Source organism: Citrobacter sp. BIDMC107 (genome assembly GCF_001037575.1).
GTDB lineage: Bacteria > Pseudomonadota > Gammaproteobacteria > Enterobacterales > Enterobacteriaceae > Citrobacter > Citrobacter freundii.
Map to the genome: position 1 here is coordinate 267,131 of NZ_KQ089848.1, position 26,682 is coordinate 293,812.

The following is a 26,682-nucleotide window of genomic DNA, read 5'->3' on the forward strand; positions in this document are numbered from 1 at the left end:
CCAAAAGCAATATGCATCACAAAATTGCGGTCGTCAGACGCGACGTACAGCACAATCGTCCCTGCTCATCGAAGATCTCTATTTGCCAAACCTGGTGACGAGAGCCGGTATGTAACGCGCGACATACACCCCTGACGTGCCCTTCCCGCGCAGAACGGATATGGTTGGCGTTGATCTCCAGGCCCACCACTTTTTGCTCACCCTGAGTACACAGGTATCCCGCTACCGAACCAATACTTTCCGCGAGCACCACGGATGCGCCGCCGTGCAGCAACCCAAAGGGTTGTTTGGTGCGATGGTCCACCGGCATTGTAGCTTCCAGCGTATCGTCACCAATGTGCACAAAACGAATATCGAGCAACCCAACCATATTTCCTTCACCCATGGCATTGAGCGCCTCGAGTGTGACTTCACGTTTCCAGATCATCCTATAATCTCCAGCAGTGCCTGTAATGGGTGGCGAACGCCCGTACCTTCAACGCGTTTAACCTGACTGCGACAGGAGTACCCGGTAGCCAGACAACGGTTACGTGGCAATCGTTGCATTGCCTGGTGCCATGATAACTCATAGATCCCCAATGAGTTTTGGTGATTCTTCACTTCGTGGCCGTAGGTGCCAGCCATACCACAGCATCCCACGCTGACGTTCTCCAGCTTTGCGCCAAAGCGAGCAAAAATAGCCGCCCACTGTGCAGGCGCGCCCGGCAAGGCCGTCACTTCGGTACAGTGGCCAAAGAAATACCACGGTTCACCGCCAACAGCGACTGGCTGCTGTGCTTCCACAGCTTTCGATAACCATTCGTTGGCTAGCAACACATGGAAATCCCCCCGTTGTTCACCCAGCACCATCTTGTATTCATCGCGATAACAAAGCACCAGCGCCGGATCAACACCCACCATCGGAATATTCAGCTTCGCTACCCGGTTAAGAAACTCGGATGTCTTTTTCGCCGTTTTGGCAAAACGGTTTAAGAAGCCTTTAATGTGCTGCGCCTTGCCGTTTGGCGAAAACGGCAGCAGTACCGGCTGCATGCCCAGCTTCTCTACCAGACGTATAAAGTCAGCAACCACCTGCGCATCGTAATAGCTGGTGAAAGGGTCCTGCACCACCAGCACCGTACGGGCTTTTTGCTCAAGACTGAGTAATTCGAGCTGTTCCAACGTCATATTGGCGGAGCGATGCCCCACCAGTTGGCGTTGCAGCGACGGTGCAGACAACAGAGGTAAATCAACCATTCCAATGTGCTTTTTAGCCAGGTTTCGCACCAGCGGCTGGTTGATGAAGAAGTTAAACGTTTTGGGCACTCGTGCCATTAACGGCGCATAGCTCTCAACGGTCGCCACCATGTGATCGCGCAACGGGCGCAGATAACGCGTGTGGTACAGCTGGAGGAAGCGCGAACGGAACTCCGGTACATCAATTTTAATTGGACACTGGGTGGAACAGGCTTTACACGCCAGGCAACCTGACATCGCCTCTTTTACTTCGTGTGAGAAATCGTATTCACCCTTGCGCGCATGCCAGCTGTTGCGGGTACGGGCAATCAGCGAACGTAAACTGGCGCGTTTTTCCGGTAGCTCTTTTTCCAGCTGTATTGGGTCAATCCCGCGATCCGCTAACAAACGCAGCCATTCACGCACTAACGTAGCTCGCCCTTTTGGCGAATGAATACGGTTGAGGCTGATTTTCATCGACGGACACATAGGGCTTTTCGCATCGAAGTTAAAGCATAACCCGTTGCCGTTACACTCCATTGCCCCGCGCCACTCCTGGCGTACGGCCAGAGGGATCTGACGGTCATACGTTCCGCGTTTCACCGCGTCCACTTTCATCATCGGCGCATCTACGTCTTCCGGTGGACAGATTTTCCCAGGATTCAGCCGGTTTTGCGGATCAAACACCGATTTCACTTTGCGCAGTTCGCGATACAGCTCCTCGCCGAAGAACGCCGGGCTATATTCTGCACGAAAACCTTTCCCATGCTCGCCCCACAGCAAACCGCCATATTTCGCCGTCAGCGCCACAACATCATCAGAAATGCGTTTCATCAGCACTTCCTGCTGCGGGTCACACATATCCAACGCCGGTCTGACATGCAGCACGCCTGCGTCTACGTGACCAAACATGCCGTAACTCAGGGCGTGGCTGTCGAGTAGCGCGCGGAACTCGGCAATATAGTCCGCCAGATGCTCCGGCGGAACGCAGGTATCCTCGGCAAACGGAATTGGCTTCGCGGAACCTTTTGCATTGCCCAGCAGACCGACTGCCTTTTTGCGCATGGCGTAAATTCGTTCGACTCCCGCCAGTTCGGTACACAGCTGCCAGCCAATGACACCCGCTTCCTGACGAGCGATTAAGCCATCCAGACGTTCACACAGTGCGCTGACCTGCGAATTAATCAATACTTCGTCGTCACCGGCAAACTCTACAATGTTCAGACCCAGCATCTCTTTATCAGGTACATCGGTAATCAATTCACTTACCGAGTGCCAGACGATATCTTCCCGCGCCAGATTGAGTACTTTGGAGTCAACAGTTTCTACCGACAATGCGCGTGCTTCCACCATCACCGGGGCATTACGCAACGCCGAGTCGAAAGAGTCGTACTTGACGTTAACCAGTTGTCTAACTTTTGGTAGCGGGGTGATATCCAGACGGGCTTCGGTGATAAACGCGAGCGTACCTTCAGAGCCGGTGAGAATGCGGGTTAAATCAAATTCGGTCATCTCATCGTTAAAGACGTGCCGTAGATCGTACCCGGTCAGGAAGCGATTAAGTTTCGGGAATTTATCCATGATCAGCTGTCGGTTATCGCGACAACGTTCATAAACGGTCTTATAGATGCGGCCAATGGTGGTATTGCTTTTCCCCAGCATTTCGGCAAGCTCGATCGGCATTGGCTGAGTATCAAGAATATCACCGCCCATCAGCACCGCACGGATGCCCAACACATGATCGGAAGTTTTACCGTAAACCAACGATCCTTGCCCGGACGCATCGGTGTTGATCATCCCGCCGAGCGTTGCCCGGTTACTGGTGGATAATTCCGGGGCAAAGAAATAGCCGTAAGGCTTCAGAAACTGGTTGAGCTGATCTTTTATCACCCCGGCTTCTACCCGCACCCAACCTTCTTGCGGGTTGATTTCAATAATGCGACTCATATAGCGGGACATATCAACAATAATGCCCTGGTTCAGCGCCTGACCGTTGGTCCCGGTGCCGCCGCCGCGCGGGGTAAAAATCAACGACGAGAAAAGCGGTTCTGCCGCCAGACGGGCGATTAGCGCCACATCTGCGGTTGAACGAGGGAAAACGACAGCATCAGGTAGCAGCTGATAAATACTGTTATCCGTCGACATTGTTAGACGATCGGCATAGCTCGTTGCCGTATCGCCCGTAAATCCTTGCTGCTCCAGTGCCTGCAAAAAGTTGAGCACCAGTTGAACGACACCTGGTGCCTGAGAAATTTGTGGAATCATTATAGTGACCCTTTCCTGCGGTCTGTGTTGTGAATTTAATCGTTTGCGTGTTGCTTTGTTTGTTGTATCACATTTTTTTCTAATACGCTCAGCAGATTTACAGGCAGAATCCGCCTGTTCAAAACCGCTGAAATTGCTCATCATTACAGGGTGTCATTTAAGTATTCACGTCGCGTCAACGTTCTGGCGCAAAGACAAAGGTGAAAAGTATTTATGGTAAATTTCCGTCAGCCCAGGGATATTGCACAAGTGCTGCTATCGGTGCTGTTTTTAGCCATCCTGATTGTGGCCTGTCTCTGGATTGTTCAGCCCTTTATCCTCGGTTTTGCCTGGGCAGGAACGATTGTCATTGCAACCTGGCCTATCCTGCTACGCTTACAAAAATTGCTCTGGGGACGCCGTTCACTTGCCGTACTGGTGATGACGCTGTTGCTGGTGCTGTTGTTCATCATCCCCATCGCGCTGCTGGTTAACAGTATCGTCGATGGCAGTGGGCCGCTGATCCATGCCGTAACCGCAGGTGATATGACACTACCGGATCTGGCATGGTTGAACAGCATTCCACTGGTGGGTGCCAAAATGTATGGCGCATGGCACAGCTTACTGGATATGGGCGGTTCGGCGATTATGGCCAAGGTTCGTCCTTATATCGGCACCACCACCACCTGGTTCGTCGGTCAGGCCGCGCATATCGGCCGCTTTATGATGCACTGTGGCCTGATGCTGCTGTTCAGTGCCCTGTTGTACTGGCGCGGTGAACAAGTCGCATTAGGTATTCGTCACTTCGCCTGCCGTCTTGCCTCAAAACGTGGAGATGCTGCCATTCTGCTGGCAGCACAAGCCATTCGCGCCGTCGCATTAGGCGTTGTGGTCACCGCTCTGGTACAGGCAGTGCTCGGGGGTATTGGTCTGGCGGTAACCGGTGTGCCGTATGCCACACTGCTGGCGGTATTGATGATCCTGTCATGTCTGGTGCAACTGGGGCCGCTACCGGTACTGATTCCGGCCATTATCTGGCTATACTGGACGGGGGATTCAACCTGGGGCACCGTGTTGCTGGTGTGGAGCGGCGTGGTCGGAACACTGGATAACGTGATTCGACCGATGCTGATTCGCATGGGTGCCGATTTGCCACTGCTCCTGATTCTCTCCGGAGTCATCGGCGGATTGATTGCCTTCGGCATGATTGGTCTGTTTATCGGTCCAGTAGTACTGGCCGTTTCCTGGCGTCTGTTCTCCGCCTGGGTAAACGAAGCCCCTGCGCCAGGTACCAATCCGGATGAAATCCTCGAAGAAATTGCTGAAATCGAACGCAATAAGTAATCCAACATCAGGCGGCAACGCCGCCTGATTGTTTAACAATACTAATCAATCCCTCCCTCTTACGGGATTAGAACCAACTTCATCCCTCTTTCAATACTCATTTGTGTCGCAAATTCTTTACAGTTTTTAAACTATTGAGATGAATCTGATCGACGTAAAAAATCAGTATGCCTACTATTAGCCCATGGCTTTAGATCAACACATTGATTTATAAGCATGGAAATCCCCTGAGTGAAACAACGAATTGCTGTGTGTAGTCTTTGCCCATCTCCCACGATGGGCTTTTTTTTGTCCTTCGCACGCCACTCCACCAACCTTAACGCACCAACACATTATCTTCCCCGTCAAGGACCAAATAATATTGCACAAAATACTGTGACTCTCTTCAAGCCGAAATATCCACAGCAATGTTATTACTATTCCACCGTCTTTTATGAAGCGACCAAATAATGAACGCATTAGAGCTACAGGCGATCCGCCATATTTTTGCTATGACGGTGGAAGAAAGCGCCAGGTATATCGCGCGCGATGACAATGTTGTCGCCTGGCAACAATGGGAAAAGGGTGAAAGAGAAATTCCAGACGACATTGTCCGCATTTGTTCAGAAATGAAAGCCAAGAGGAAGTTAAGAATTAATGCAATTATCGACAAAATAAATAACCGCATTGGTAATAACACCATGCGTTTTTTCCCCGATCTGAACGCTTTTCAGGCGGTTTATCACCACGATGGTTTTCTCGACTGGAAAATCTATCAGTCGGCAGCTGTTGAACTCTATGCTCACGATCTCGAGCGTATGTGTTAAGAGATCGCAACGCCATACCTATTTAGCCTCTTCGCTGAGTAACACATTATGAAAAACACCTATTTCTCCACTGCGATAGGGCTGTACCTAAATTACCTGGTGCACGGCATGGGGGTCATTCTGATGAGCCTCAATATGTCTTCACTGGAACAACAGTGGCAAACCAATACCGCGGGCGTCTCGATTGTTATTTCCTCACTCGGTATCGGCCGCTTAAGCGTTTTATTAGTAGCAGGGATGCTTTCCGATCGCTATGGTCGCAGACCATTTATTATCCTTGGTATGACCTGCTACCTGATTTTCTTTATTGGCATCATAAATACTCACAGTATTTTTCTTGCCTATGCTTTTGGTTTTTTAGCGGGAATGGCAAACAGTTTTCTCGATGCCGGAACCTATCCCAGCCTGATGGAGGCATTCCCCCGTTCACCCAGCACGGCCAATATTTTGATAAAAGCCTTCGTCTCCAGCGGTCAGTTCCTGCTGCCAATGATTATCAGTCTGCTGGTATGGGCCGAAATCTGGTTTGGCTGGTCCTTCCTGCTGGCGGCAACCGTTATGATACTCAACGGTGTGTTTTTATTTCGCTGTCGGTTTCCGCCACATCCCGGGCCTCATACCGTCATCCGGGCTCAACCGGCTGAACGGGAAACCGGACAACCTGAACATCGTTGCTCCCTGCTCGACCTTGCCAGTTACACCCTGTACGGCTACATCGCAATGGCGACATTTTACCTGGTAAGCCAGTGGCTGGCGCAATACGGACAGTTTGTCGCCGGAATGCCCTATACGTTATCTATCAAACTGTTAAGCATTTATACCTGCGGCTCTCTACTGTGCGTGCTGATCACCGCCCCGCTGGCGCGAAAAGCAGAACGCGCGACATCGATGCTGATGCTGTATACGTTTATCTCATTTGTCGCACTGCTGATGGTTTGTCTGCATCCGACACCTATCGTTGTCATTATCTTTGCGTTTGTCATCGGTTTTTCTTCCGCAGGGGGCGTTGTGCAAATCGGTTTAACGCTGATGGCCGCACGCTTTCCGCATGCGAAGGGCAAAGCGACCGGTATTTACTACAGCGCCGGCAGCATTGCGACCTTCACCATTCCATTGATAACAGCAAAACTCTCTGAAACCAGTATTGCTCACATCATGTGGTTTGATACTGGCATAGCCGCTGTTGGATTCCTGTTGGCGTTGTTTATTGGTTATCGCAGCCACATCACGTCAAAACATCAGCTAAAGATGATACAAGCCGTAAAATAAGCGTGGATGCAATATTGTTCCCCTCTTCTGCAAAATAATTGACTTCAGTTTTAAAACATCAGCAAAACACTGGCTGGCAGAGTTCGATTTCACAGTGTGTTATGCAATATACCTGGTAACTTAAACGCCATGCTATGTAGGTTCTGTGGCTGCCGCCCAGTATATTAATTACAAGGTCGCCGCAATTTAAACAATATCGACGAGCACAGAACAATTTTAAAATCCGCAAGGAGTTGTGAAAATGTCTCAAAGCAAGACCTTTAATACGCCATTTCTTTTGGCGATAATCTGTATTTATTTAAGTTATTTCCTACACGGCATTAGCGTCATTACACTGGCGCAAAATATGACCTCTCTTGCAGAAAAGTTTTCCACCGACAATGCAGGAATTGCCTATTTGATTTCAGGCATTGGTCTGGGGCGACTGGTGAGCATCTTATTCTTTGGCGTGCTCTCAGATAAATTTGGTCGTCGGGCTATCATTCTGTTAGGCGCTATTCTTTATATACTGTTCTTCTTCGGTATTCCCGCCAGCCCTAATCTGATGATTGCCTTTATTCTGGCCGTTTGCGTTGGCGTGGCAAACTCGGCACTGGATACCGGCGGGTACCCGGCGTTAATGGAATGCTTCCCTAAAGCCTCTGGCTCAGCCGTTATCCTGGTGAAAGCTATGGTCTCGTTTGGGCAGATGATCTACCCCATCGTCGTCAGCACCATGTTGCTCAACCATGTCTGGTACGGCTATGCGGTCATTATCCCGGGTGCGTTGTTTGTCGTCATTACCTTGATGCTGCTAAGAAGTCGCTTCCCTGGCCAGATGGTGGATGCTGGCATCGCGAAAGATCTGCCACAGATGAACAGTAAACCGTTGGTCTGGCTGGAAGGTGTGGCATCCGTCATGTTTGGTGTTGCTGCCTTTTCGACTTTTTACGTCATCGTAGTCTGGATGCCCAAATATGCGATGGCCTTTGCCGGCATGGCAGAATCTGACGCACTGAAGACAATCTCTTACTACAGTATGGGATCATTAGTCTGCGTATTTATTTTTGCCGCTCTGTTAAAAAAATGGGTTCGGCCTATTTGGGCAAATGTGTTTAACGCCGGGCTGGCAACCATCACCGCAGCCGTCATCTACTTATATCCCTCTCCGCTGGTGTGTAACGTCGGTTCATTTCTCATTGGATTCTCTGCCGCTGGCGGTATTTTACAGCTCGGTGTCTCGGTGATGTCTGAATTCTTTCCCAAGAGCAAAGCCAAAGTCACCAGTATTTATATGATGATGGGTGGCGTAGCCAACTTTATTATCCCATTAATCACCGGATACCTCTCTAACATTGGTCTGCAGTACATCATTTTGCTGGACTTTGCATTTGCTCTGCTGGCCTTCATCACCGCCATCATCGTCTTTATTCGTTACTACCGCGTATTTGATATCCCCCAAAATGATGTGCGGTTGGGCGAACGTTATTTTCAATAAATTGTTTAGAAGGAGTATCAAATGGACGTAACAGCTAAATATGAACTAATTGGATTGATGGCCTACCCTATCAGACACAGTCTGTCGCCTGAAATGCAAAATAAGGCATTAGAAAAAGCGGGATTGCCATTCACTTATATGGCATTTGAAGTCGATAACTCAACGTTTGCTAATGCAATTGCCGGGCTGAAGGCCTTAAAGATGCGTGGTACAGGGGTCTCAATGCCCAACAAGCAGCTAGCATGTGAATATGTTGATGAATTAACACCTGCCGCCAAACTGGTCGGTGCAATTAATACTATCGTCAATGATGATGGTTACCTGCGTGGTTACAATACCGATGGCACGGGTCATATTCGTGCAATTAAGGAAAGTGGTTTCGATATCAAAGGTAAAACCATGGTACTGTTGGGCGCAGGCGGTGCGTCGACAGCCATTGGTGCACAGGCAGCGATTGAAGGCATCAAAGAAATTAAACTCTTTAACCGCCAGGATGAGTTTTTTGCCAAAGCGCAGGAGTTTGCCAAACGCGTCAATGAAAACACCGACTGCGTGGTCACTGTTATCGATCTCGCAGATCGCCAGGCTTTTGCTGACGCACTTGCCAGCGCGGATATTTTAACCAACGGAACAAAAGTCGGCATGAAGCCGCTGGAAAATGAATCTCTCGTGACCGACGCTTCCCTGCTACGTCCGGAACTGCTGGTAACCGAATGCGTCTACAACCCGCATATGACCAAATTATTGCAGCAGGCACAAAGTGCTGGTTGCAAAACAATTGATGGTTACGGCATGTTGTTATGGCAAGGGGCTGAACAGTTCAAGCTCTGGACCGGGAAAGATTTCCCGCTGGAGTATGTGAAACAGGTTATGGGTTTTGCCGCCTGACGGGCAAGCATTTGTAGAATAGTTAAAGGGTAATCAATGAAAACCGTAACCGTAAGAAATCTCGTTATTGGCGATGGTGCGCCGAAGATCATTGTGTCGCTGATGGGTATAGACATCGCAACGGTAAAAAGCGAAGCGCTGGCCTATCGCGAAGCGGATTTCGACATTCTGGAATGGCGCGTTGACCATTTCGGCGATGTCTCTTCCACAGATGCCGTGCTGGAAGCGGCTCGCGCCATCCGCGATGTGATAGCGGACAAACCGCTACTTTTCACCTTCCGCAGCGCCAAAGAAGGCGGTGAACAGGCACTGTCTGTCGAAAACTATATTGCACTTAACCGCGCGGCGGTAGACAGCGGTCTGGTGGATATGATCGATCTGGAACTGTTTACCGGAGACGAACTGGTCAAAGCGACCGTCGAGCATGCGCACGCGAAAAATGTCTTTGTGATTATGTCCAATCACGATTTTCATAAGACACCAGCTGCAGAAGAGATTGTCCAGCGCCTGCGTAAAATGCAGGAACTAGGCGCAGACATCCCCAAAATTGCCTTGATGCCGCAAAATAAAGCGGATGTTCTGACGCTGCTTAGCGCCACGCTGGAAATGCAAGAACGCTATGCCGATCGCCCGATAATCACCATGTCGATGGCTAAAACAGGGGTGATTTCACGTCTGTCTGGTGAAGTTTTCGGTTCAGCGGCAACCTTTGGGGCAGTAAAAAAAGCCTCCGCCCCAGGACAAATTTCGGTCACCGACCTGCGTACTGTATTGACAATATTGCATCAGGCTTAATTACAGATATATCCATATTAATATCAGTAATGCCCTACCCCAGATATTCGTCTAACCACGGATATCTGGCCGATAATTAAACTTTATTAAATAACTCACAATATTATTGTCGAATATAGCGACAGGTAGTCGCACGCATATAATCTGGAGTTCACATGAAATTTTCAAGACCAAATCGTATAGATGGTCGGGTACCCGTATTATCCGCAGCAGATGCAGTTAATTATATTCCTGATGAAGCAACTCTTTGTGTATTAGGTGCAGGTGGCGGTATTCTCGAAGCAACAACATTAATTAACGCGCTGGCTGAAAAATATAAAAACTCTCAGTCACCACGAAATCTAGCGTTGATTAGCCCTACAGGTCTGGGTGACCGTGCCGACCGGGGAATTAGCCCGCTGGCACAGGAAGGCTTAGTCAAATGGGCATTATGCGGACACTGGGGACAATCACCACGAATCTCCGACCTGGCGGAACAAAATAAAATTGCCGCCTATAACTATCCTCAGGGCGTATTAACCCAAACCCTGCGTGCATCGGCAGCCCACCAGCCTGGGATCCTCAGTGATATCGGCATCGGTACATTTGTTGACCCTCGCCAACAGGGCGGTAAGCTGAATGAAGTGACCACCGAAGATCTGATCAAATTGGTGGAAATTGATAACAAAGAGTACCTGTATTACAAAGCCATTGCGCCAAACATCGCCTTTATTCGCGCCACCACCTGTGACAGCGAAGGCTATGCCACCTTTGAAGATGAAGTTATGTATCTTGATGCGCTGGTGATTGCCCAGGCCGTACACAATAACGGCGGCATCGTTATGATGCAGGTGCAAAAAATGGTGAAGAAAGCCACTTTGCATCCGAAGTCGGTACGTATTCCCGGCTATCTGGTCGATATTGTGGTCATCGACCCCGACCAAACGCAACTGTACGGTGGTGCGCCGGTTAACCGCTTTATCTCTGGCGATTTTGTGCTCGATGACAGCCAACAAACTGCCCTGCCGCTCAATCAGCGTAAACTGGTGGCCCGACGCGCCCTGTTTGAAATGCGCAAAGGTGCGGTCGGCAACGTTGGCGTAGGTATTGCCGATGGCATTGGTCTCGTCGCGCGCGAAGAAGGCTGTGCTGACGATTTTATTCTGACAGTCGAAACGGGTCCGATTGGCGGCATCACCTCTCAAGGCATTGCTTTCGGTGCCAACGTCAACACTCGCGCCATTCTGGATATGACGTCCCAGTTTGACTTCTATCACGGTGGCGGGCTGGATGTGTGCTATTTAAGTTTTGCCGAAGTGGATCGCCACGGCAACGTCGGCGTACACAAATTCAATGGCAAAATCATGGGTACCGGCGGTTTTATCGATATTAGCGCCACTTCCAAAAAAATTATTTTCTGCGGCACGTTAACAGCCGGAAGTCTGAAAACGGAAGTTGCGGACGGTAAGTTAAATATCGTGCAGGAAGGTCGGGTGAAAAAATTCGTTAATGAATTACCTGAAGTGACTTTCAGCGGAAAAATTGCCCTCGAACGTGGACTTGATGTGCGTTACATCACTGAACGCGCTGTATTTACGTTAAAAGCAGATGGTCTTCATTTAATCGAAATTGCACCGGGAGTCTCTTTACAGGAAGACATCCTGGACAAAATGGATTTCACACCGATTATTTCCCCAGACCTGAAATTGATGGACGAAAGATTATTTATCGATGCCTCGATGGGCTTTGTATTACCCGACGCAGCCAATTAAAAGGAGTACCCTGATGGACTTTTCATTAACTGAAGAACAAGAACTGTTGCTTGCCAGCATTCGTGAGCTGATTACCAGCAATTTCCCGGAGGAGTATTTCCGTACCTGCGATCAGACGGCGACTTATCCGAAGGAATTTATGCGAGCCCTTGCGGACAACGGCATTTCGATGCTGGGCGTTCCGGAAGAGTTTGGCGGCATCCCGGCTGATTACGTCACCCAGATGCTGGCGCTGATGGAAGTGTCAAAATGTGGCGCGCCCGCTTTTTTGATCACTAACGGTCAGTGCATCCACAGCATGCGACGTTTTGGCTCCGCCGAGCAGCTGCGTAAAACAGCAGAAAGCACCATGGAAACGGGCGATCCGGCGTATGCGCTGGCATTAACCGAGCCAGGAGCAGGCTCCGATAATAATAGTGCCACCACCAGCTACACCCGCAAAAATGGCAAGGTGTATCTCAACGGGCAAAAAACATTTATCACCGGCGCTAAAGAGTATCCGTACATGCTGGTGCTGGCTCGCGACCCGGAGCCGAAAGATCCGAAGAAAGCCTTTACGCTGTGGTGGGTGGATTCTAAGAAGCCGGGCATTAAGGTTAACCCACTGCATAAAATCGGCTGGCACATGTTAAGCACCTGCGAAGTCTATCTTGATGACGTTGAAGTGGACGAAAGCGATATGGTCGGCGAAGAAGGCATGGGCTTCCTCAACGTAATGTACAACTTCGAAATGGAACGCCTGATCAACGCCGCGCGCAGCACGGGTTTTGCCGAATGCGCCTTCGAAGATGCCGCCCGCTACGCTAACCAGCGCATCGCATTTGGTAAGCCGATCGGTCATAACCAGATGATCCAGGAAAAACTGGCGCTGATGGCAATCAAAATTGAAAACATGCGCAATATGGTGCTGAAGGTCGCCTGGCAGGCCGATCAGGAACAGTCGCTGCGAACCAGTGCGGCACTGGCAAAACTGTATTGTGCACGTACGGCAATGGAAGTGATTGACGACGCAATTCAGATCATGGGCGGACTGGGTTACACCGATGAAGCACGCGTATCCCGATTCTGGCGCGATGTCCGCTGTGAGCGCATTGGCGGTGGTACCGATGAAATCATGATTTACGTCGCGGGTCGCCAAATCCTAAAGGATTATCAGAATAAGTAAGCGGTATAACTGACCGGATAGCGCAGATACGCTATCCGGGACGGTGCGGGAGAATCAAACTTCAGGCATCAAGCATTCCTGCTCAGCAAGGTTATTTTTAAACTGCTTACGATAATCGCTGGGAGTACACCCCACATGCCGCTGAAAAAGTTTGGCAAAATGATCGACGTTTTCATACCCTACCCGCCACGAAATTTCCGCCAACGAGGCCTCCGTATTGGTCAGGGAAAATTTCGCTTCTGTCATTCGCCGTTGAATAACATAATTGATGGGTGATATACGATACTCGCGGGTAAATTCATGGCAGATATAGCTCACGCTGGCGCGGAATTTTTTAGATAACTGTTCGAGAGTAATTTTTTCGCGGAAGTTGTTATTTAAATAGACCAATACATCTTTAATTAAGACATCTTTTTTAATATATCCCTGTTCAGAGCGGTAAGCATTTTTAAAGTTTTCGTAATATAACACGGTTAATGCATACGCGAATGCGTCATAAGCGGAAGACGTCAGGTTGTTCTTGCTCTGCGGGAGCATCACCCCCAGCTCATTAAAAATACTCTTAATAACCTCTTTACCCTGGCTGACGCTAATGACCGGACACGAGTGCATCTGCAATAGCTGATTGTCCTGCCAACTGTTAAACCGGAAACCGTAGAGTGCGCAGGTGTAAGTGGTAGCAGGTGCGCTGCTATCAGATGCAACCGCATGCAATCGCCCTTGCTCAATCACCACAATGTCCCCGGCATGCGCGACATACAGCGAAGAGTCGATGATTAATCTTGCAACCCCCTTTTTAACATAGATAAGCTCCGTTTCATTATCATGAACATGATGTCCGGACTCCCAGTTAGGATCATCGCTAATGACGAATCGGGAAAATCTCGGCGTTTTCCCCTGCTCAAAAAGGGTCTCAATGGCATTATCAAAGCAGCGTTGATACATGACAACCTCCACCTAAAGGCAGTAATTTTGTGAATAATGAATATCGAAAAGTGAAAACGATAATAACGTTATACAACGTTATTCCTTGCTGGCGAAACAAAATTATTTGCGTCGACTGCAAGATGATACCTCCTGCCTCATTGCGTTGTTTTCCACGTTTATTTCCGTTTGATAAAAAACGAAAAGAATAAATGTTATTAATTCAACATTAACAATTTACATATCAGAAACAAATTAAGCGTAAAAACGATAAAAAACATGATGCATTTCGCAATTATCCTTCCCTGGTTTGTTTGCTCTTTTTTCTCTTCAGTACACAAGGCCGAGCTCTCGTTTATAAAACAAGCATTCCCGCAGCACTTTTTTTTGCAAGATTGTTGGGAATGAAAACAGATTGCCCCGTCGAAAACTGTCCCCTCTCTGCCGCAAACTATTTTCAGTTAATTTTCCCTACTGTGGATGACTGGAGATGCCATGAAAATAATAACCTGCTTTAAGTTGGTGCCTGAAGAACAGGACATTGTTGTTACCCCACAGCATTCGCTTAACTTTGACCGGGCCGATGCCAAAATCAGCCAGTTTGATCTGAATGCGATTGAGGCCGCGGCGCAACTGAGTGCGGAGGGTGATGAAATCGTCGCTTTAACCGTGGGCGGATCGCTACTGCAAAATTCCAAAGTGCGTAAAGACGTGCTGTCACGTGGACCGGACAGTTTGTTCATGGTGCAGGATCCGCAATTGGAGCATTCATTGCCCCGCGACACCGCTCAGGCGCTGGCCTGCGCGGCCAAAAATATGAATTTCGACCTGATGCTGTTCGGAGAAGGATCGGGGGATATCTATGCCCAACAGGTTGGCTTACTGGTTGGCGAACTGTTGCAACTCCCGGTGATTAACGCCGTCAGCAACATCCAACGTAACGGCGACCGCATTGTGGTTGAGCGCGTGCTGGAAGACGAGGTTGAAGTGATCGACCTGCCGCTCCCCGCCGTACTCTGCGTAACCTCGGATATCAACACGCCGCGTATTCCCTCAATGAAAGCCATTCTCGGCGCGGGTAAAAAGCCCGTCACACCATGGCAAGCCAGCGATATTGGCTGGACGCCTGCGTCACCGTTAGCGGAACTGGTAAGCCTCACTGTACCGCCACAAACAGAACGTAAGCACATCATTCTGGAAAATGACTCGGCTGAAGCCATTGCCGAACTGGCTGAACACCTTAAAAAAGCCCTGAACTAAGCTCAACGGAGAGAAATTGTCATGAGTAAATTAGCTAACGTATGGGTGTTCAGCGATAACGTAGAACGCTACGCAGAATTAATGACCGGCGCACGTCAGTGGGGTGAGCATGTCCATCTTATTGTACAAGGCAGCGAACAGGCTAATCAGGTTAAACCTCTGGGTGCCGATGAAATAATCGTGCTCGAAGCCCCCTCCGGTTTACAGCGTGTAGAAAATTACGCCGAAACCATCGCGGCGCTGATGCAAGAACACGCCGGAATGCTGTTGATGTCAGCCACAAAGCGCGCGAAATCACTTGGGGCACGGTTAAGCATCCAACTCAATGCCGCGATGGTGAACGACGCAATATCGGTGACTCTTGAGGATGGCACAGTGTTCGCAGAGCACCGAATGTATGGTGGGCTGGCATTCGGCAAAGAAAAAATCAAAAGCGCGCTGGCAATTATCACTCTTGCCCCTGGCCTGCTTGAACCTGTAGCGGAAAACGCCTCGTACAACTGCCCTGTTGTCCCAGTAGCTTACATCGCACCGCTTCATGAAATTATGTGCCAGGAACGTCGCGCTAAATCCGTGAGCAGCGTGGACCTCAGTAAAGCCAAACGTGTGGTTGGCGTGGGTCGCGGCCTGGTTGCGCAACACGATCTGGAGATGGTGCACCAGTTGGCATCGGTACTGGGGGCAGAAGTGGGCTGCTCGCGCCCGATCGCCGAAGGCGAAAACTGGATGGAGCGCGAACGCTACATTGGCGTTTCTGGTGTGTTACTGAAGTCAGACCTTTATCTGACGTTGGGCATTTCAGGACAAATTCAGCATATGGTCGGTGGTAACGGCGCGAAAGTCATTGTTGCTATCAACAAAGACAAGAAAGCCCCTATTTTCAATTATGCCGATTACGGCCTGGTAGGCGACATCTACAAAGTTGTTCCGGCCCTTATCGAACATCTCAGCCGCTAATCCCCCCATTTAACGCACATCTCCCGCTGCCCTTGCAGCGGGAAAGGAGCATAAAGCATGTCAGATGAAAAATTTGATGCCATTGTGGTCGGTGCTGGCGTGGCGGGTACGGTTGCAGGCTACGTTATGGCTCAGGCCGGACTGGACGTGCTGGTCATTGAGCGCGGAAACAGTGCAGGCAGTAAAAATATGACCGGCGGAAGACTCTACGCGCATAGCCTTGAGCGCATCATGCCAGGGTTCGCGCAGGAGGCGCCGCTCGAGCGTAAAGTCACCCGCGAAAAAATCTCCTTTCTGACCGAAGAAAGCGCCGTCACTCTCGATTTCCATCGTGAAAAAGCTGACGCACCAACGCAGGATTCGTATACCGTTTTGCGCAACAGACTCGACCCATGGCTAATGGAAAAAGCGGAACAAGCTGGCGTGCAGTTCATCCCCGGTGTGCGCGTCGATGCTCTGATCCGCGAAGGTAATAAGGTCACCGGAGTCCAGGCCGGTGACGATATCCTGGAAGCCAATATTGTCATCCTGGCCGATGGCGTCAACTCTATGTTGGGGCGGTCCCTGGGGATGGTTCCTCCCTCTTCTGCACATCACTATGCCGTTGGCGTAAAAGAGCTGATCGGCTTACCTCCAGCGGTCATTGCAGATCGCTTCAACCTTTCAGGTAATGAGGGCGCGGCCTGGCTGTTTGCAGGCTCACCGTCTGATGGATTGATGGGCGGAGGTTTTTTGTATACCAACCAGGACTCCATCTCTCTGGGGCTGGTGTGTGGTCTGGGGGATATTGCCCATGCCACAAAAAGTATTCCACAAATGCTGGAAGACTTTAAGCAACATCCAACTATTCGACCATTGATTGCCGGTGGTGAATTACTGGAATATTCCGCGCATATGGTGCCGGAAGGCGGTCTGGCAATGGTTCCAAAGCTGGTCGATGACGGTGTGATGATCGTCGGTGATGCCGCCGGTTTCTGTTTGAACCTGGGTTTCACGGTGCGAGGTATGGATTTGGCCATCGCTTCCGCAGAAGCCGCTGCCCAAACAGCCATTGCAGCAAAAGAACGACAGGATTTCTCTGCCAGCAGCCTGATGGCCTACAAACGCGCGCTTGAACAAGGCTGTGTGATGCGTGATTTACAACATTTTCGCAAGATCCCGGCGTTGATGGAAAACCCACGTCTGTTCACCCAGTATCCGCGTATGGTGGCCGACATCATGAGCGATATGTTCACCGTTGACGGACGTCCAAATCAACCGGTTCGCAAGATGATTATGTCCCATGCCAAACAAATCGGACTGATGAACTTACTGAAAGACGGTATCAAGGGGGCAACTGCACTATGAGTCAGGACAATACTGTTAACGTTGACGTCAAACTGGGCGTCAATAAATTCAATGTCGATGAAGGCCACCCGCACATCATCCTGGCCGAACATCCAGACCTTAATGAATTTCGCAAGCTGCTGAAAGCCTGCCCCGCCGGGCTGTATAAGCAGGACGAGAGTGGAAACATTCATTTTGATTCTGCTGGTTGCCTGGAGTGCGGAACGTGTCGAGTACTGTGCGGCGACACGATCCTCGACCAATGGGAATATCCGGTCGGAACATTTGGCATTGATTTTCGCTACGGCTAACGGATTTTGCCTGTAGTACACCGGTTCGGCCACGCCGGCCATCCGGTCAGATGTATGCCGAAATCATCCAGGGAATAACTTCATGAGTATCACACTAACGTTTAACGCCGAACGTCGCGAAGTCTGGCGGCAACAGGGTTTATGGGGAGATGCTTCGCTTGGCGATTACTGGAACCAAACTGCCAGAGCCATGCCAGATAAAATCGCGGTGGTTGATAACCATGGCGCTTCATACACCTATGCTGCACTCGATAGCGCGGCCAGCAGTCTGGCAACCTGGTTTTTAGCCTGCGGTATTCAACCTGGCGATCGCATTGCCTTCCAGCTACCGGGCTGGTGCGAGTTTACGATTATCTACCTGGCCTGCCTCAAAACCGGGGCCGTTTCCGTACCGCTGCTGCCAGCGTGGCGTGAAGCAGAGATGGTATGGGTGTTGAATAAGTGCAAGGCGAAGATTTTTTTCGCACCGACGCTGTTTAAACAGACCCGACCGGTCGATCTGATCCTGCCCTTACAAAACCAGTTGCCACATCTGCAACAGATCGTTGCCGTGGATAAACTGGCTCCGGCAACGACCTCGCTAGCGCTCAGCCAACTGCTTTTAGCTCCGCCATTAACCCAAACGATTAATGTTCACGCCGATGAACTGGCGGCGGTGTTGTTTACCTCCGGTACCGAGGGAATGCCAAAAGGCGTAATGCTGACCCACAACAACATCCTTGCCAGCGAGCGCGCCTACTGTGCCCGTCTTAATCTCACCTGGCAGGATGTGTTTTTAATGCCAGCACCACTGGGACACGCTACCGGTTTTATGCATGGCGTTACCGCACCGTTTTTAATCGGCGCACGCAGCGTATTGTTAGATATTTTCACCCCAGCCGCCTGTCTTGAACTGCTGGAACAACAACGCTGTACCTGTGTGCTCGGCGCAACGCCCTTCGTCTACGACATGTTGTGTAGCATGGACAAACGGCCAAGCGATCTCTCATCGCTACGCTTTTTCTTATGTGGGGGCACAACCATTCCACAGAAGATTGCCCGTGACTGCCAGCAGCTCGGCATAAAATTATTAAGCATTTATGGCTCGACAGAGAGTTCCCCGCATGCGCTGGTCAATCTCGATGATTCGCTTTCTCGCATGATGGATACCGACGGATATGCTGCTGCAGGCGTCGAAATTAAAGTGGTCGATGAAGCACGCAATACGTTGCCTGCGGGTGTAGAAGGCGAAGAAGCCTCACGCGGTCCCAATGTGTTTATGGGCTATCTCGATGAACCCGAACTCACCGCCCGTGCGCTGGATCAAGACGGCTGGTATTACAGCGGCGACTTATGCCGAATGGACGATGCGGGGTACATCAAAATCACCGGACGGAAAAAAGATATCATTGTCCGCGGTGGAGAAAACATCAGCAGCCGCGAAGTTGAGGATATTTTATTGCAGCACCCCCGCATTCACGATGCCTGCGTTGTCGCGATGCCGGACGAACGCTTAGGTGAAAGGTCATGTGCTTATGTGGTGCTAAAACCGCCGCATCATTCGCTGTCACTGGAGTCAGTGGTAGCCTTTTTTAGTCGCAAGCGGGTGGCAAAGTACAAATACCCTGAGCACATTGTGATCGTGGAGAAATTACCACGCACAGCGTCCGGTAAAGTACAAAAATACCAACTGCGTCAGGATATTATTCAGCGTTTGAGCGTGGAGAGTGTTGCAGGATAAAGTGCCGGATGGCGACGCTAGCGTATCTTATCCGGCCTACGTTGAATAGGCCGGATAAGGCATGATGTTACTTGTTCAGTTCAGCCAGACTTAGCCAGGTCTGTACGACAGTGTCCGGGTTCAGCGACAGGCTGTCGATCCCCTCTTCCATCAGCCAGGCCGCAAAGTCTTCATGGTCAGATGGGCCCTGACCGCAAATACCCACGTATTTGCCCTGTTTCTTGGCTGCACGAATCGCCATCGACAGCAGCGCTTTCACCGCGTCGTTACGCTCATCAAACAGTTCAGAAACTACACCAGAGTCACGATCCAGACCCAGCGCCAACTGCGTCATGTCGTTTGAGCCGATGGAGAAGCCGTCGAAGTACTCGAGGAACTGCTCGGCCAGCAAGGCGTTAGACGGGATCTCACACATCATGATGATCTTCAGTCCGTTCTCACCGCGTTTCAGCCCCTGGCGTGCCAGCTCTTCCACCACCGCTTTCGCCTGGGCAACGGTACGTACAAACGGTACCATCACTTCAACGTTAGTCAGGCCCATGTCGTTACGGACACGTTTTACTGCGTCACATTCCAGCGCGAAGCAGTCGCGGAAGCTATCGGCAACATAACGGCCCGCCCCACGGAAGCCCAGCATCGGGTTCTCTTCATGCGGTTCATAACGCTCACCGCCGACCAGGTTGGCATATTCGTTGGACTTAAAGTCAGACATACGCACGATGACGCGTTTAGGATAAAACGCCGCTCCCAGCGTCGCGATCCCTTCCGTCAGACGACCAACGTAGAATTCACGCGGAGAATCGAAACCTTTCATCATGGCGCGGATTTCATTTTGTAGCTCAGGCGTCTGGTCATCAAACTCCAGCAGTGCACGCGGGTGTACGCCAATCATACGGTTGATGATAAATTCCAGACGCGCCAGACCAACACCTTCGTTTGGCAGGCAGGCGAAGTCGAAAGCGCGGTCCGGGTTACCGACGTTCATCATCACCTTCAACGGCAGATCCGGCATGGTCTCCACGCTGGAACTCTTCACGCTAAAGTCGAGCATGTCAGCGTAAACATAACCGGTGTCGCCTTCGGCACAAGAGACAGTAACCTTCTCACCATCTTTCATGCGCTCGGTCGCATCGCCACAGCCCACCACGGCTGGGATCCCCAGCTCACGGGCAATGATTGCCGCGTGACAGGTACGACCGCCACGGTTGGTGACAATCGCCGCTGCTTTCTTCATGATCGGTTCCCAGTCCGGGTCGGTCATGTCGGTAACCAGTACGTCGCCTGGTTCGATACGGTTCATTTCGCTGATGTCCTGGATGACTTTGACCGGACCCGCGCCAATGCGGTGACCGATGGCACGACCTTCAGCAATAATTTTACCCTGCGCATGCAGCGTATAACGCTCCATCACCTGGCCACGAGAACGCACGGTTTCCGGGCGCGCCTGAACAATGAACAGCTTACCGGTATGACCGTCTTTCGCCCATTCGATATCCATCGGACGACCGTAGTGCTTCTCGATCTGCACCGCCTGCTTGGCCAGTTCCTGCACTTCTTCGTTAGTCAGGGAGAAAATGTCGCGTTGTTCCTGCGGCACATCTTCGATCGTTACCTGCTTACCGTGTTCCTGAGTCGGCGCGTAGATCATGCGGATTTTTTTCGAACCCATGGTGCGACGAACGATAGCCGGACGGTTAGCCGCCAGCGTCGGTTTATGCACGTAGAATTCATCCGGGTTAACGGCCCCCTGCACGACCATCTCGCCCAGGCCCCATGCAGACGTGATAAACACCACCTGATCGAAACCGGATTCGGTATCGATGGAGAACATGACGCCGGAAGACGCGAGGTCAGAACGCACCATCCGCTGCACACCCGCAGAGAGCGCTACGCCACGATGGTCATAACCCTGGTGGACACGATAAGAGATCGCGCGGTCGTTAAACAGCGAGGCAAATACGTGTTTGATGGCAACCAGCACGGCATCAAATCCCTGGACGTTGAGGAAGGTTTCCTGCTGACCGGCAAATGACGCATCTGGCATATCTTCTGCGGTAGCGGAAGATCGCACAGCAAAAGAGGCATTGGCATCGTCCGCTGACAGCTGCGCGTAGGCATCGCGGACGGCATTTTCCAGCTCCGGCTGGAAAGGAGTGTCGATAATCCACTGGCGGATCTGCGCGCCGGCTTTTGCAAGCTCGGTGACATCGTCAATATCCGTTTTATCCAGCAGCTCATAAATGCGCTGGTTTACACCGCTCTGGTCCAGAAACTGGTTAAACGCGTCGGCGGTCGTTGCAAAACCATTCGGTACGGAAACACCCATACCTGAAAGGTTAGTAATCATTTCACCCAGGGAGGCATTTTTGCCCCCAACTCTGTCTACATCATTCATGCCGAGTTGGTTATACCAAAGCACCAGCGGTGACGAGCCATTGTTGGACATCGAACAATCCTTATATTTGAACGAGGTTAGGAAACTCAATTTTGCGTAATTATCTTTGCATATTTACTCCAGCGAAAAAAACGGTGAATCGTTCAAGCAACTTTATTTTTTATTTTTTCAGATTGTTTCCGCATTTGCGCAAACCCGCGAGCCACAGGGGATCTCCACAAAAACTACCGGTATAAACATTTGTTCCGAAAAATGAAATGTACTTTTCATTAATTATAAAAATACCGTTTCATTTTATAAAAAAGATGCAGCAATATTCGCTTCTGGCGAATTTTAATTTATGCTTTCAGAGAATTATGTCTGCCCAGGATGAGCAAAATGGATAATGCTGTTGATCGTCACGTATTTTATATTTCTGATGGTACGGCCATCACCGCCGAGGTCTTGGGTCACGCGGTGATGTCGCAATTTCCGGTCACGATCAGCAGCATTACGCTGCCGTTTGTGGAAAATGAGAGTCGTGCGCGCGCGGTTAAAGACCAGATTGACGCGATCTACCAACAAACTGGCGTGCGCCCTTTGGTGTTTTACTCCATCGTCCTGCCCGAAATTCGCTCAATCATTCTGCAAAGCGAGGGATTTTGTCAGGATATAGTACAGGCGCTGGTTGCCCCACTACAACACGAGATGAAGCTCGACCCTACACCTATCGCCCATCGCACGCACGGTCTGAATCCCGGTAACCTCAACAAGTACGACGCGCGCATTGCCGCCATTGACTACACCCTCGCCCACGACGACGGTATTTCGTTGCGCAACCTTGATCAGGCCCAGGTGATCCTGCTTGGTGTTTCTCGTTGCGGCAAAACCCCGACCAGTTTGTATCTGGCCATGCAGTTTGGTATCCGCGCCGCCAACTACCCCTTTATTGCCGATGATATGGATAATTTGGTGCTGCCCGCCTCCCTGAAGCCGTTGCAGCATAAGCTGTTCGGTCTGACTATCGACCCTGAGCGCCTGGCGGCCATCCGCGAAGAGCGCCGTGAGAACAGCCGGTACGCTTCGCTGCGCCAATGCCGAATGGAAGTTGCTGAGGTAGAAGCGCTGTACCGGAAAAACCAGATCCCCTGGCTGAACAGTACCAATTATTCGGTAGAAGAGATTGCTACCAAGATCCTCGATATCATGGGACTGAATCGCCGCATGTACTAGAATGCTAGTGCATTGGTTCGTTTTTTTGTTATTATGCTCGCCACCAGGCAGGATGAGTGTGATATTGTGATGTACATCACTTCCCGGTAGTCCTGCCGTTGAAGCAACAAATTTCTGAGACAAGTAATGAACAGAACCGATGAACTCCGTACTGCGCGTATTGACAACCTGGTCACTCCAGCAGAGCTTGCGCAACGGCATCCTGTTTCATCCTCCGTCGCCCGTCATGTTACGGACTCCCGACGTCGGATAGAAAAAATTTTAAATGGTGAAGATCCCCGTTTACTGGTGATCGTAGGTCCCTGCTCGATTCACGATCTTGATGCCGCGATGGAATACGCGACACGATTACAGGCGCTGCGCACAAAGCACCAGGCGCGTCTGGAAATCGTGATGCGTACCTATTTTGAAAAGCCACGCACCGTCGTGGGTTGGAAAGGCCTGATTTCCGACCCGGATTTGAACGGCAGTTATCGTGTAAACCACGGTATTGAACTGGCGCGAAAACTGCTGTTGCAGGTCAACGAACTGGGCGTCCCCACGGCGACTGAATTCCTCGACATGGTGACCGGCCAGTTTATTGCCGATTTAATCAGTTGGGGAGCTATTGGCGCGCGCACCACCGAAAGTCAGATCCATCGTGAAATGGCCTCCGCGCTCTCCTGCCCGGTCGGTTTTAAGAACGGAACGGATGGCAACACGCGCATCGCCGTCGATGCGATTCGCGCCTCCCGCGCCAGTCACATGTTCCTCTCGCCGGATAAAACCGGTCAGATGACCATTTATCAGACCAGCGGTAACCCTTACGGGCATATCATCATGCGTGGCGGTAAAAAGCCGAATTATTATGCTGAAGATATTGCCGCCGCCTGCGATACCCTGCACGAATTTTCCCTGCCTGAGCATCTGGTGGTCGATTTTAGCCACGGCAATTGCCAGAAGCAGCATCGTCGTCAGTTGGACGTTTGTGACGACGTGTGCCAGCAAATTCGTAACGGTTCGACGGCAATTGCCGGGATCATGGCGGAGAGTTTCCTGCGTGAAGGTACTCAAAAAATCGTTAGCGGCCAGCCGTTGGTTTACGGTCAGTCCATTACCGACCCGTGCCTGAACTGGGAAGATACTGAACTGTTGGTTGAAAAACTCGCCTCTGCGGTTGATAGCCGTTTTTAATGCTGTTCGCCGGGCAATATCACTTTGCCCGGTGCTAATCCTTTGTTTTTCCCCGCTTGTTGTGCAAAAAACGTTCTCGTCACAATTATTTCACAAAAACGCTTGCCGCAAATTTGCAGTTTGATGATAATGATTATCATTGTTACATTGATTGTTATTTTTAAACACTATGTCACGTATGGATAACACAACGGCTACGCCTACAAAAGACACAACACCGCCTTCCGTCGCGCCAAACGAGCGACGAATTGACAGTAAAACCCTGCTGGGTAACGAAGGACGCGTGATCATAGAACATGATGGTCAGCACTACCTGCTGCGCCAGACGCAAGCCGGAAAACTCATTCTGACTAAATAAACAACACATTTCGCCAGCCACCCAGGTCATACCCAGGCAGCCAGCGCTTTTCGATTTCCTAATGGAGAGTTGCTATGCCTTACCTGCACACCGCTTCCCTGCGCCCATCGCTGTTGGCGCTGGCGATTGTCAGTAACCTGCCCACCGTAGCCTATGCGGCGGTCGAGGATATGACCGTCACCGCCACCGGCAATGCCCGTAGTGCCTTTGAAGCGCCGATGATGGTCAGCGTGATTGATGCCACCGCCCCGGAAAACCAGACCGCCAGTTCGGCAGCCGATCTGTTGCGGACGGTTCCGGGTCTAACCCTCGATGGAACGGGTCGTACCAACGGCCAGGACGTGAATCTGCGCGGCTACGATCGACGTGGCGTTCTGGTACTGGTTGACGGCGTTCGTCAGGGAACTGACACCGGACACCTGAACAGCACCTTCCTCGACCCGGCGCTTATCAAACGTATCGAAGTCGTTCGTGGCCCTTCCGCACTACTGTACGGTAGCGGCGCGCTGGGCGGCGTGATCGCCTATGACACTGCGGATGCCAAAGATCTGCTGGAAGCCGGACAAAACAGCGGTTACCGCGTGTTCGGTACCGCGGCAACCGGCGATCACAGCCTCGGTATGGGCGCCAGCGCATTTGGGCGCACCGATACGCTGGACGGACTGCTTGCATGGTCGAGTCGCGATCGCGGTGATTTGCGCCAAAGCGACGGTACTACAGCGCCAAACGATGAAGCGATCAACAATATGCTGGCGAAAGGTAGCTGGAAAATTGACAGCGCCCAGACGTTGGCCGGCTCGCTGCGATACTACAACAATGACGCCCGGGAACCTAAAAACCCGCAGACCAGTGCGGCGGATGCCAGCAACCCGATGACCAACCGTTCAACGATCCAGCGTGATGCGCAACTGACCTACTCGCTTGCTCCTGCGGACAATGACTGGCTGAACGCGGATGCCCGTATCTACTGGTCCGAAGCGCGCATTAATGCTCAGAACGCAGATAACACTGGCGAATTTCGCAAGCAAACCACCAAAGGCGGGAAGATCGACAACCGCAGCCGCCTGTTTACCGACTCTTTTGCATCTCACCTGCTGACCTACGGCGGTGAGTACTATCGCCAGGAACAACAACCGGGTGGTTCAACCACCGGTTTCCCGGAGGCAAAGATCGATTTCAGCTCCGGTTGGCTACAGGATGAAATCACCCTGCGCGACCTGCCGGTTACGCTGCTGGGCGGTACCCGTTATGACTCTTATCGCGGCAGCAGCGACGGCTATGAAGATGTTGATGCTGACAAATGGTCGTCCCGCGCCGGACTCACCGTTACGCCAGCCGACTGGCTGATGCTGTTCGGTTCATACGCTCAGGCCTTCCGTGCGCCAACCATGGGCGAAATGTATAACGATGCGAAACACTTCTCGATTGGTCGTTTCTACACTAACTACTGGGTTCCAAACCCTAACCTGCGCCCGGAAACCAACGAAACGCAGGAATACGGATTTGGCCTGCGCTTTGACGATCTGCTGATGGCGAGCGATGCGCTCGAATTTAAAGCCAGCTATTTCGACACCAAAGCAAAAGATTACATCTCCACCAGTGTTGACTTCGCCGCTGCGACAACCATGTCCTATAACGTTCCCAATGCCAAAATCTGGGGCTGGGACGTGATGGCGAAATATACCGCCGACCTGTTCAGCCTCGACATGGCCTATAACCGCACACGCGGCAAAGATACTGACACAGGTGAATACATTTCCAGCATTAACCCCGACACCGTCACCAGCAAACTGAATGTGCCGGTTGCGCACAGCGGTTTCTCCGTAGGCTGGATTGGGACATTTGCTGACCGTTCAACGCATATCAGCAGCACCTACGCTAAACAGCCTGGCTATGCGGTAAACGATTTTTACGTGAGCTATCAGGGCCAACAAGCGCTGAAAGGCATGACCACCACGCTGGTACTGGGCAACGCCTTTGACAAAGAGTACTGGTCGCCGCAAGGCATTCCGCAGGATGGTCGTAATGGCAAAATTTTCGTGAGTTATCAGTGGTAATCACTTTTCCCCGGTTCGCCGGGGCCGCAATCTGG

21 protein-coding genes and 1 other RNA gene are annotated in these 26,682 nt (G+C 51.0%); 18 read left to right on the top strand and 4 right to left on the bottom strand.

Annotation, left to right across the window (positions count from 1 at the left end; all coding sequences use genetic code 11):
• Positions 1-16: 16 nt before the first annotated feature.
• Both menI and ydiJ read right to left on the bottom strand, forming a co-directional pair.
• Positions 17-427 carry a 1,4-dihydroxy-2-naphthoyl-CoA hydrolase gene (gene menI, locus SK39_RS01285; protein WP_003030541.1) on the bottom strand — a complete coding sequence of 137 codons (411 nt, stop codon included), beginning with the start codon at positions 425-427 and terminating at the stop codon, positions 17-19.
• Positions 424-3,480 carry a D-2-hydroxyglutarate dehydrogenase YdiJ gene (ydiJ, locus tag SK39_RS01290; protein ID WP_048216519.1) on the bottom strand — a complete coding sequence of 1,019 codons (3,057 nt, stop codon included), beginning with the start codon at positions 3,478-3,480 and terminating at the stop codon, positions 424-426. The genes menI and ydiJ overlap by 4 nt, the downstream gene beginning before the upstream one ends.
• A 213-nt stretch (positions 3,481-3,693) precedes the next feature.
• On the opposite strand from ydiJ, the gene ydiK reads away from it, so the two are divergent.
• The 9 genes from ydiK (at position 3,694) to SK39_RS01330 (ending at position 12,954) form a co-directional block, all read left to right on the top strand.
• Positions 3,694-4,803 (top strand): AI-2E family transporter YdiK, encoded by a 1,110-nt coding sequence (gene ydiK / locus SK39_RS01295; RefSeq protein WP_003030544.1) that lies wholly within the window; start codon positions 3,694-3,696, stop codon positions 4,801-4,803.
• A gap of 184 nt (positions 4,804-4,987) precedes the next feature.
• Positions 4,988-5,095, top strand: an RNA gene (gene rprA, locus SK39_RS25205) — antisense sRNA RprA.
• Positions 5,096-5,252: 157 nt separating this feature from the next.
• The gene (locus SK39_RS01300) at positions 5,253-5,609 is read left to right on the top strand and encodes a YdiL family protein (protein ID WP_003836596.1); all 357 of its coding nucleotides are present in this window, start codon (positions 5,253-5,255) and stop codon (positions 5,607-5,609) included.
• Positions 5,610-5,657: 48 nt separating this feature from the next.
• Complete coding sequence (locus SK39_RS01305) at positions 5,658-6,878, top strand: MFS transporter (RefSeq protein ID WP_048216520.1); 1,221 nt, start codon at positions 5,658-5,660, stop codon at positions 6,876-6,878.
• 241 nt (positions 6,879-7,119) lie between these two features.
• Positions 7,120-8,355 (top strand): MFS transporter, encoded by a 1,236-nt coding sequence (locus SK39_RS01310; RefSeq protein ID WP_048216521.1) that lies wholly within the window; start codon positions 7,120-7,122, stop codon positions 8,353-8,355.
• A gap of 21 nt (positions 8,356-8,376) precedes the next feature.
• Complete coding sequence (ydiB, locus tag SK39_RS01315) at positions 8,377-9,243, top strand: quinate/shikimate dehydrogenase (protein WP_003836604.1); 867 nt, start codon at positions 8,377-8,379, stop codon at positions 9,241-9,243.
• A gap of 36 nt (positions 9,244-9,279) precedes the next feature.
• The gene (gene aroD / locus SK39_RS01320; RefSeq protein ID WP_003836605.1) at positions 9,280-10,038 is read left to right on the top strand and encodes a type I 3-dehydroquinate dehydratase; all 759 of its coding nucleotides are present in this window, start codon (positions 9,280-9,282) and stop codon (positions 10,036-10,038) included.
• 155 nt (positions 10,039-10,193) lie between these two features.
• On the top strand, positions 10,194-11,789 hold the full coding sequence (locus tag SK39_RS01325; protein ID WP_003843475.1) for an acyl CoA:acetate/3-ketoacid CoA transferase: 1,596 nt from the start codon (positions 10,194-10,196) through the stop codon (positions 11,787-11,789).
• A 13-nt stretch (positions 11,790-11,802) separates the two neighbouring features.
• A complete protein-coding gene (locus SK39_RS01330) occupies positions 11,803-12,954 on the top strand; it encodes an acyl-CoA dehydrogenase (protein ID WP_003836610.1) in 1,152 nt (383 codons plus the stop codon).
• Between the two features lie 54 nt (positions 12,955-13,008).
• Here the strand turns inward: SK39_RS01330 and SK39_RS01335 are convergent, their stop codons facing one another.
• Positions 13,009-13,899: an AraC family transcriptional regulator gene (locus tag SK39_RS01335; protein WP_003836612.1), complete on the bottom strand. Its 891-nt coding sequence runs from the start codon at positions 13,897-13,899 to the stop codon at positions 13,009-13,011.
• Between the two features lie 474 nt (positions 13,900-14,373).
• Between SK39_RS01335 and SK39_RS01340 the strand changes: the two genes are divergently transcribed.
• The 5 genes from SK39_RS01340 to fadK all read left to right on the top strand — a co-directional run bounded on the left by SK39_RS01340 (position 14,374) and on the right by fadK (position 19,452).
• Positions 14,374-15,138: an electron transfer flavoprotein gene (locus SK39_RS01340; protein WP_032935920.1), complete on the top strand. Its 765-nt coding sequence runs from the start codon at positions 14,374-14,376 to the stop codon at positions 15,136-15,138.
• Between the two features lie 21 nt (positions 15,139-15,159).
• Positions 15,160-16,095, top strand: coding sequence for an electron transfer flavoprotein subunit alpha (locus SK39_RS01345; RefSeq protein WP_032935921.1), 936 nt, complete (start codon positions 15,160-15,162; stop codon positions 16,093-16,095).
• A gap of 57 nt (positions 16,096-16,152) precedes the next feature.
• Positions 16,153-17,442, top strand: a complete 1,290-nt coding sequence (locus tag SK39_RS01350) for an FAD-dependent oxidoreductase (RefSeq protein ID WP_003843469.1) — start codon at positions 16,153-16,155, stop codon at positions 17,440-17,442.
• The gene (locus SK39_RS01355) at positions 17,439-17,732 is read left to right on the top strand and encodes a ferredoxin family protein (RefSeq protein ID WP_003836621.1); all 294 of its coding nucleotides are present in this window, start codon (positions 17,439-17,441) and stop codon (positions 17,730-17,732) included. Before SK39_RS01350 ends, SK39_RS01355 begins: the two co-directional genes overlap by 4 nt.
• Before the next feature lie 82 nt (positions 17,733-17,814).
• A complete protein-coding gene (fadK, locus tag SK39_RS01360; RefSeq protein ID WP_048216522.1) occupies positions 17,815-19,452 on the top strand; it encodes a medium-chain fatty-acid--CoA ligase in 1,638 nt (545 codons plus the stop codon).
• A gap of 67 nt (positions 19,453-19,519) precedes the next feature.
• On the opposite strand, the gene ppsA is transcribed toward fadK, so the two are convergent.
• Entirely contained in the window at positions 19,520-21,898 is a 2,379-nt protein-coding gene (gene ppsA, locus SK39_RS01365; RefSeq protein ID WP_048216523.1) for a phosphoenolpyruvate synthase, read from the bottom strand.
• 327 nt (positions 21,899-22,225) lie between these two features.
• On the opposite strand from ppsA, the gene ppsR reads away from it, so the two are divergent.
• The 4 genes from ppsR (at position 22,226) to SK39_RS01385 (ending at position 26,647) form a co-directional block, all read left to right on the top strand.
• On the top strand, positions 22,226-23,059 hold the full coding sequence (ppsR, locus tag SK39_RS01370) for a posphoenolpyruvate synthetase regulatory kinase/phosphorylase PpsR (protein WP_003030553.1): 834 nt from the start codon (positions 22,226-22,228) through the stop codon (positions 23,057-23,059).
• 126 nt (positions 23,060-23,185) lie between these two features.
• A complete protein-coding gene (gene aroH / locus SK39_RS01375) occupies positions 23,186-24,232 on the top strand; it encodes a 3-deoxy-7-phosphoheptulonate synthase AroH (RefSeq protein WP_003030555.1) in 1,047 nt (348 codons plus the stop codon).
• A gap of 169 nt (positions 24,233-24,401) precedes the next feature.
• Positions 24,402-24,590: a hemin uptake protein HemP gene (gene hemP / locus SK39_RS01380; RefSeq protein WP_003030556.1), complete on the top strand. Its 189-nt coding sequence runs from the start codon at positions 24,402-24,404 to the stop codon at positions 24,588-24,590.
• Between the two features lie 74 nt (positions 24,591-24,664).
• Positions 24,665-26,647: a TonB-dependent hemoglobin/transferrin/lactoferrin family receptor gene (locus SK39_RS01385; protein ID WP_048216524.1), complete on the top strand. Its 1,983-nt coding sequence runs from the start codon at positions 24,665-24,667 to the stop codon at positions 26,645-26,647.
• Positions 26,648-26,682 lie beyond the last annotated feature (35 nt).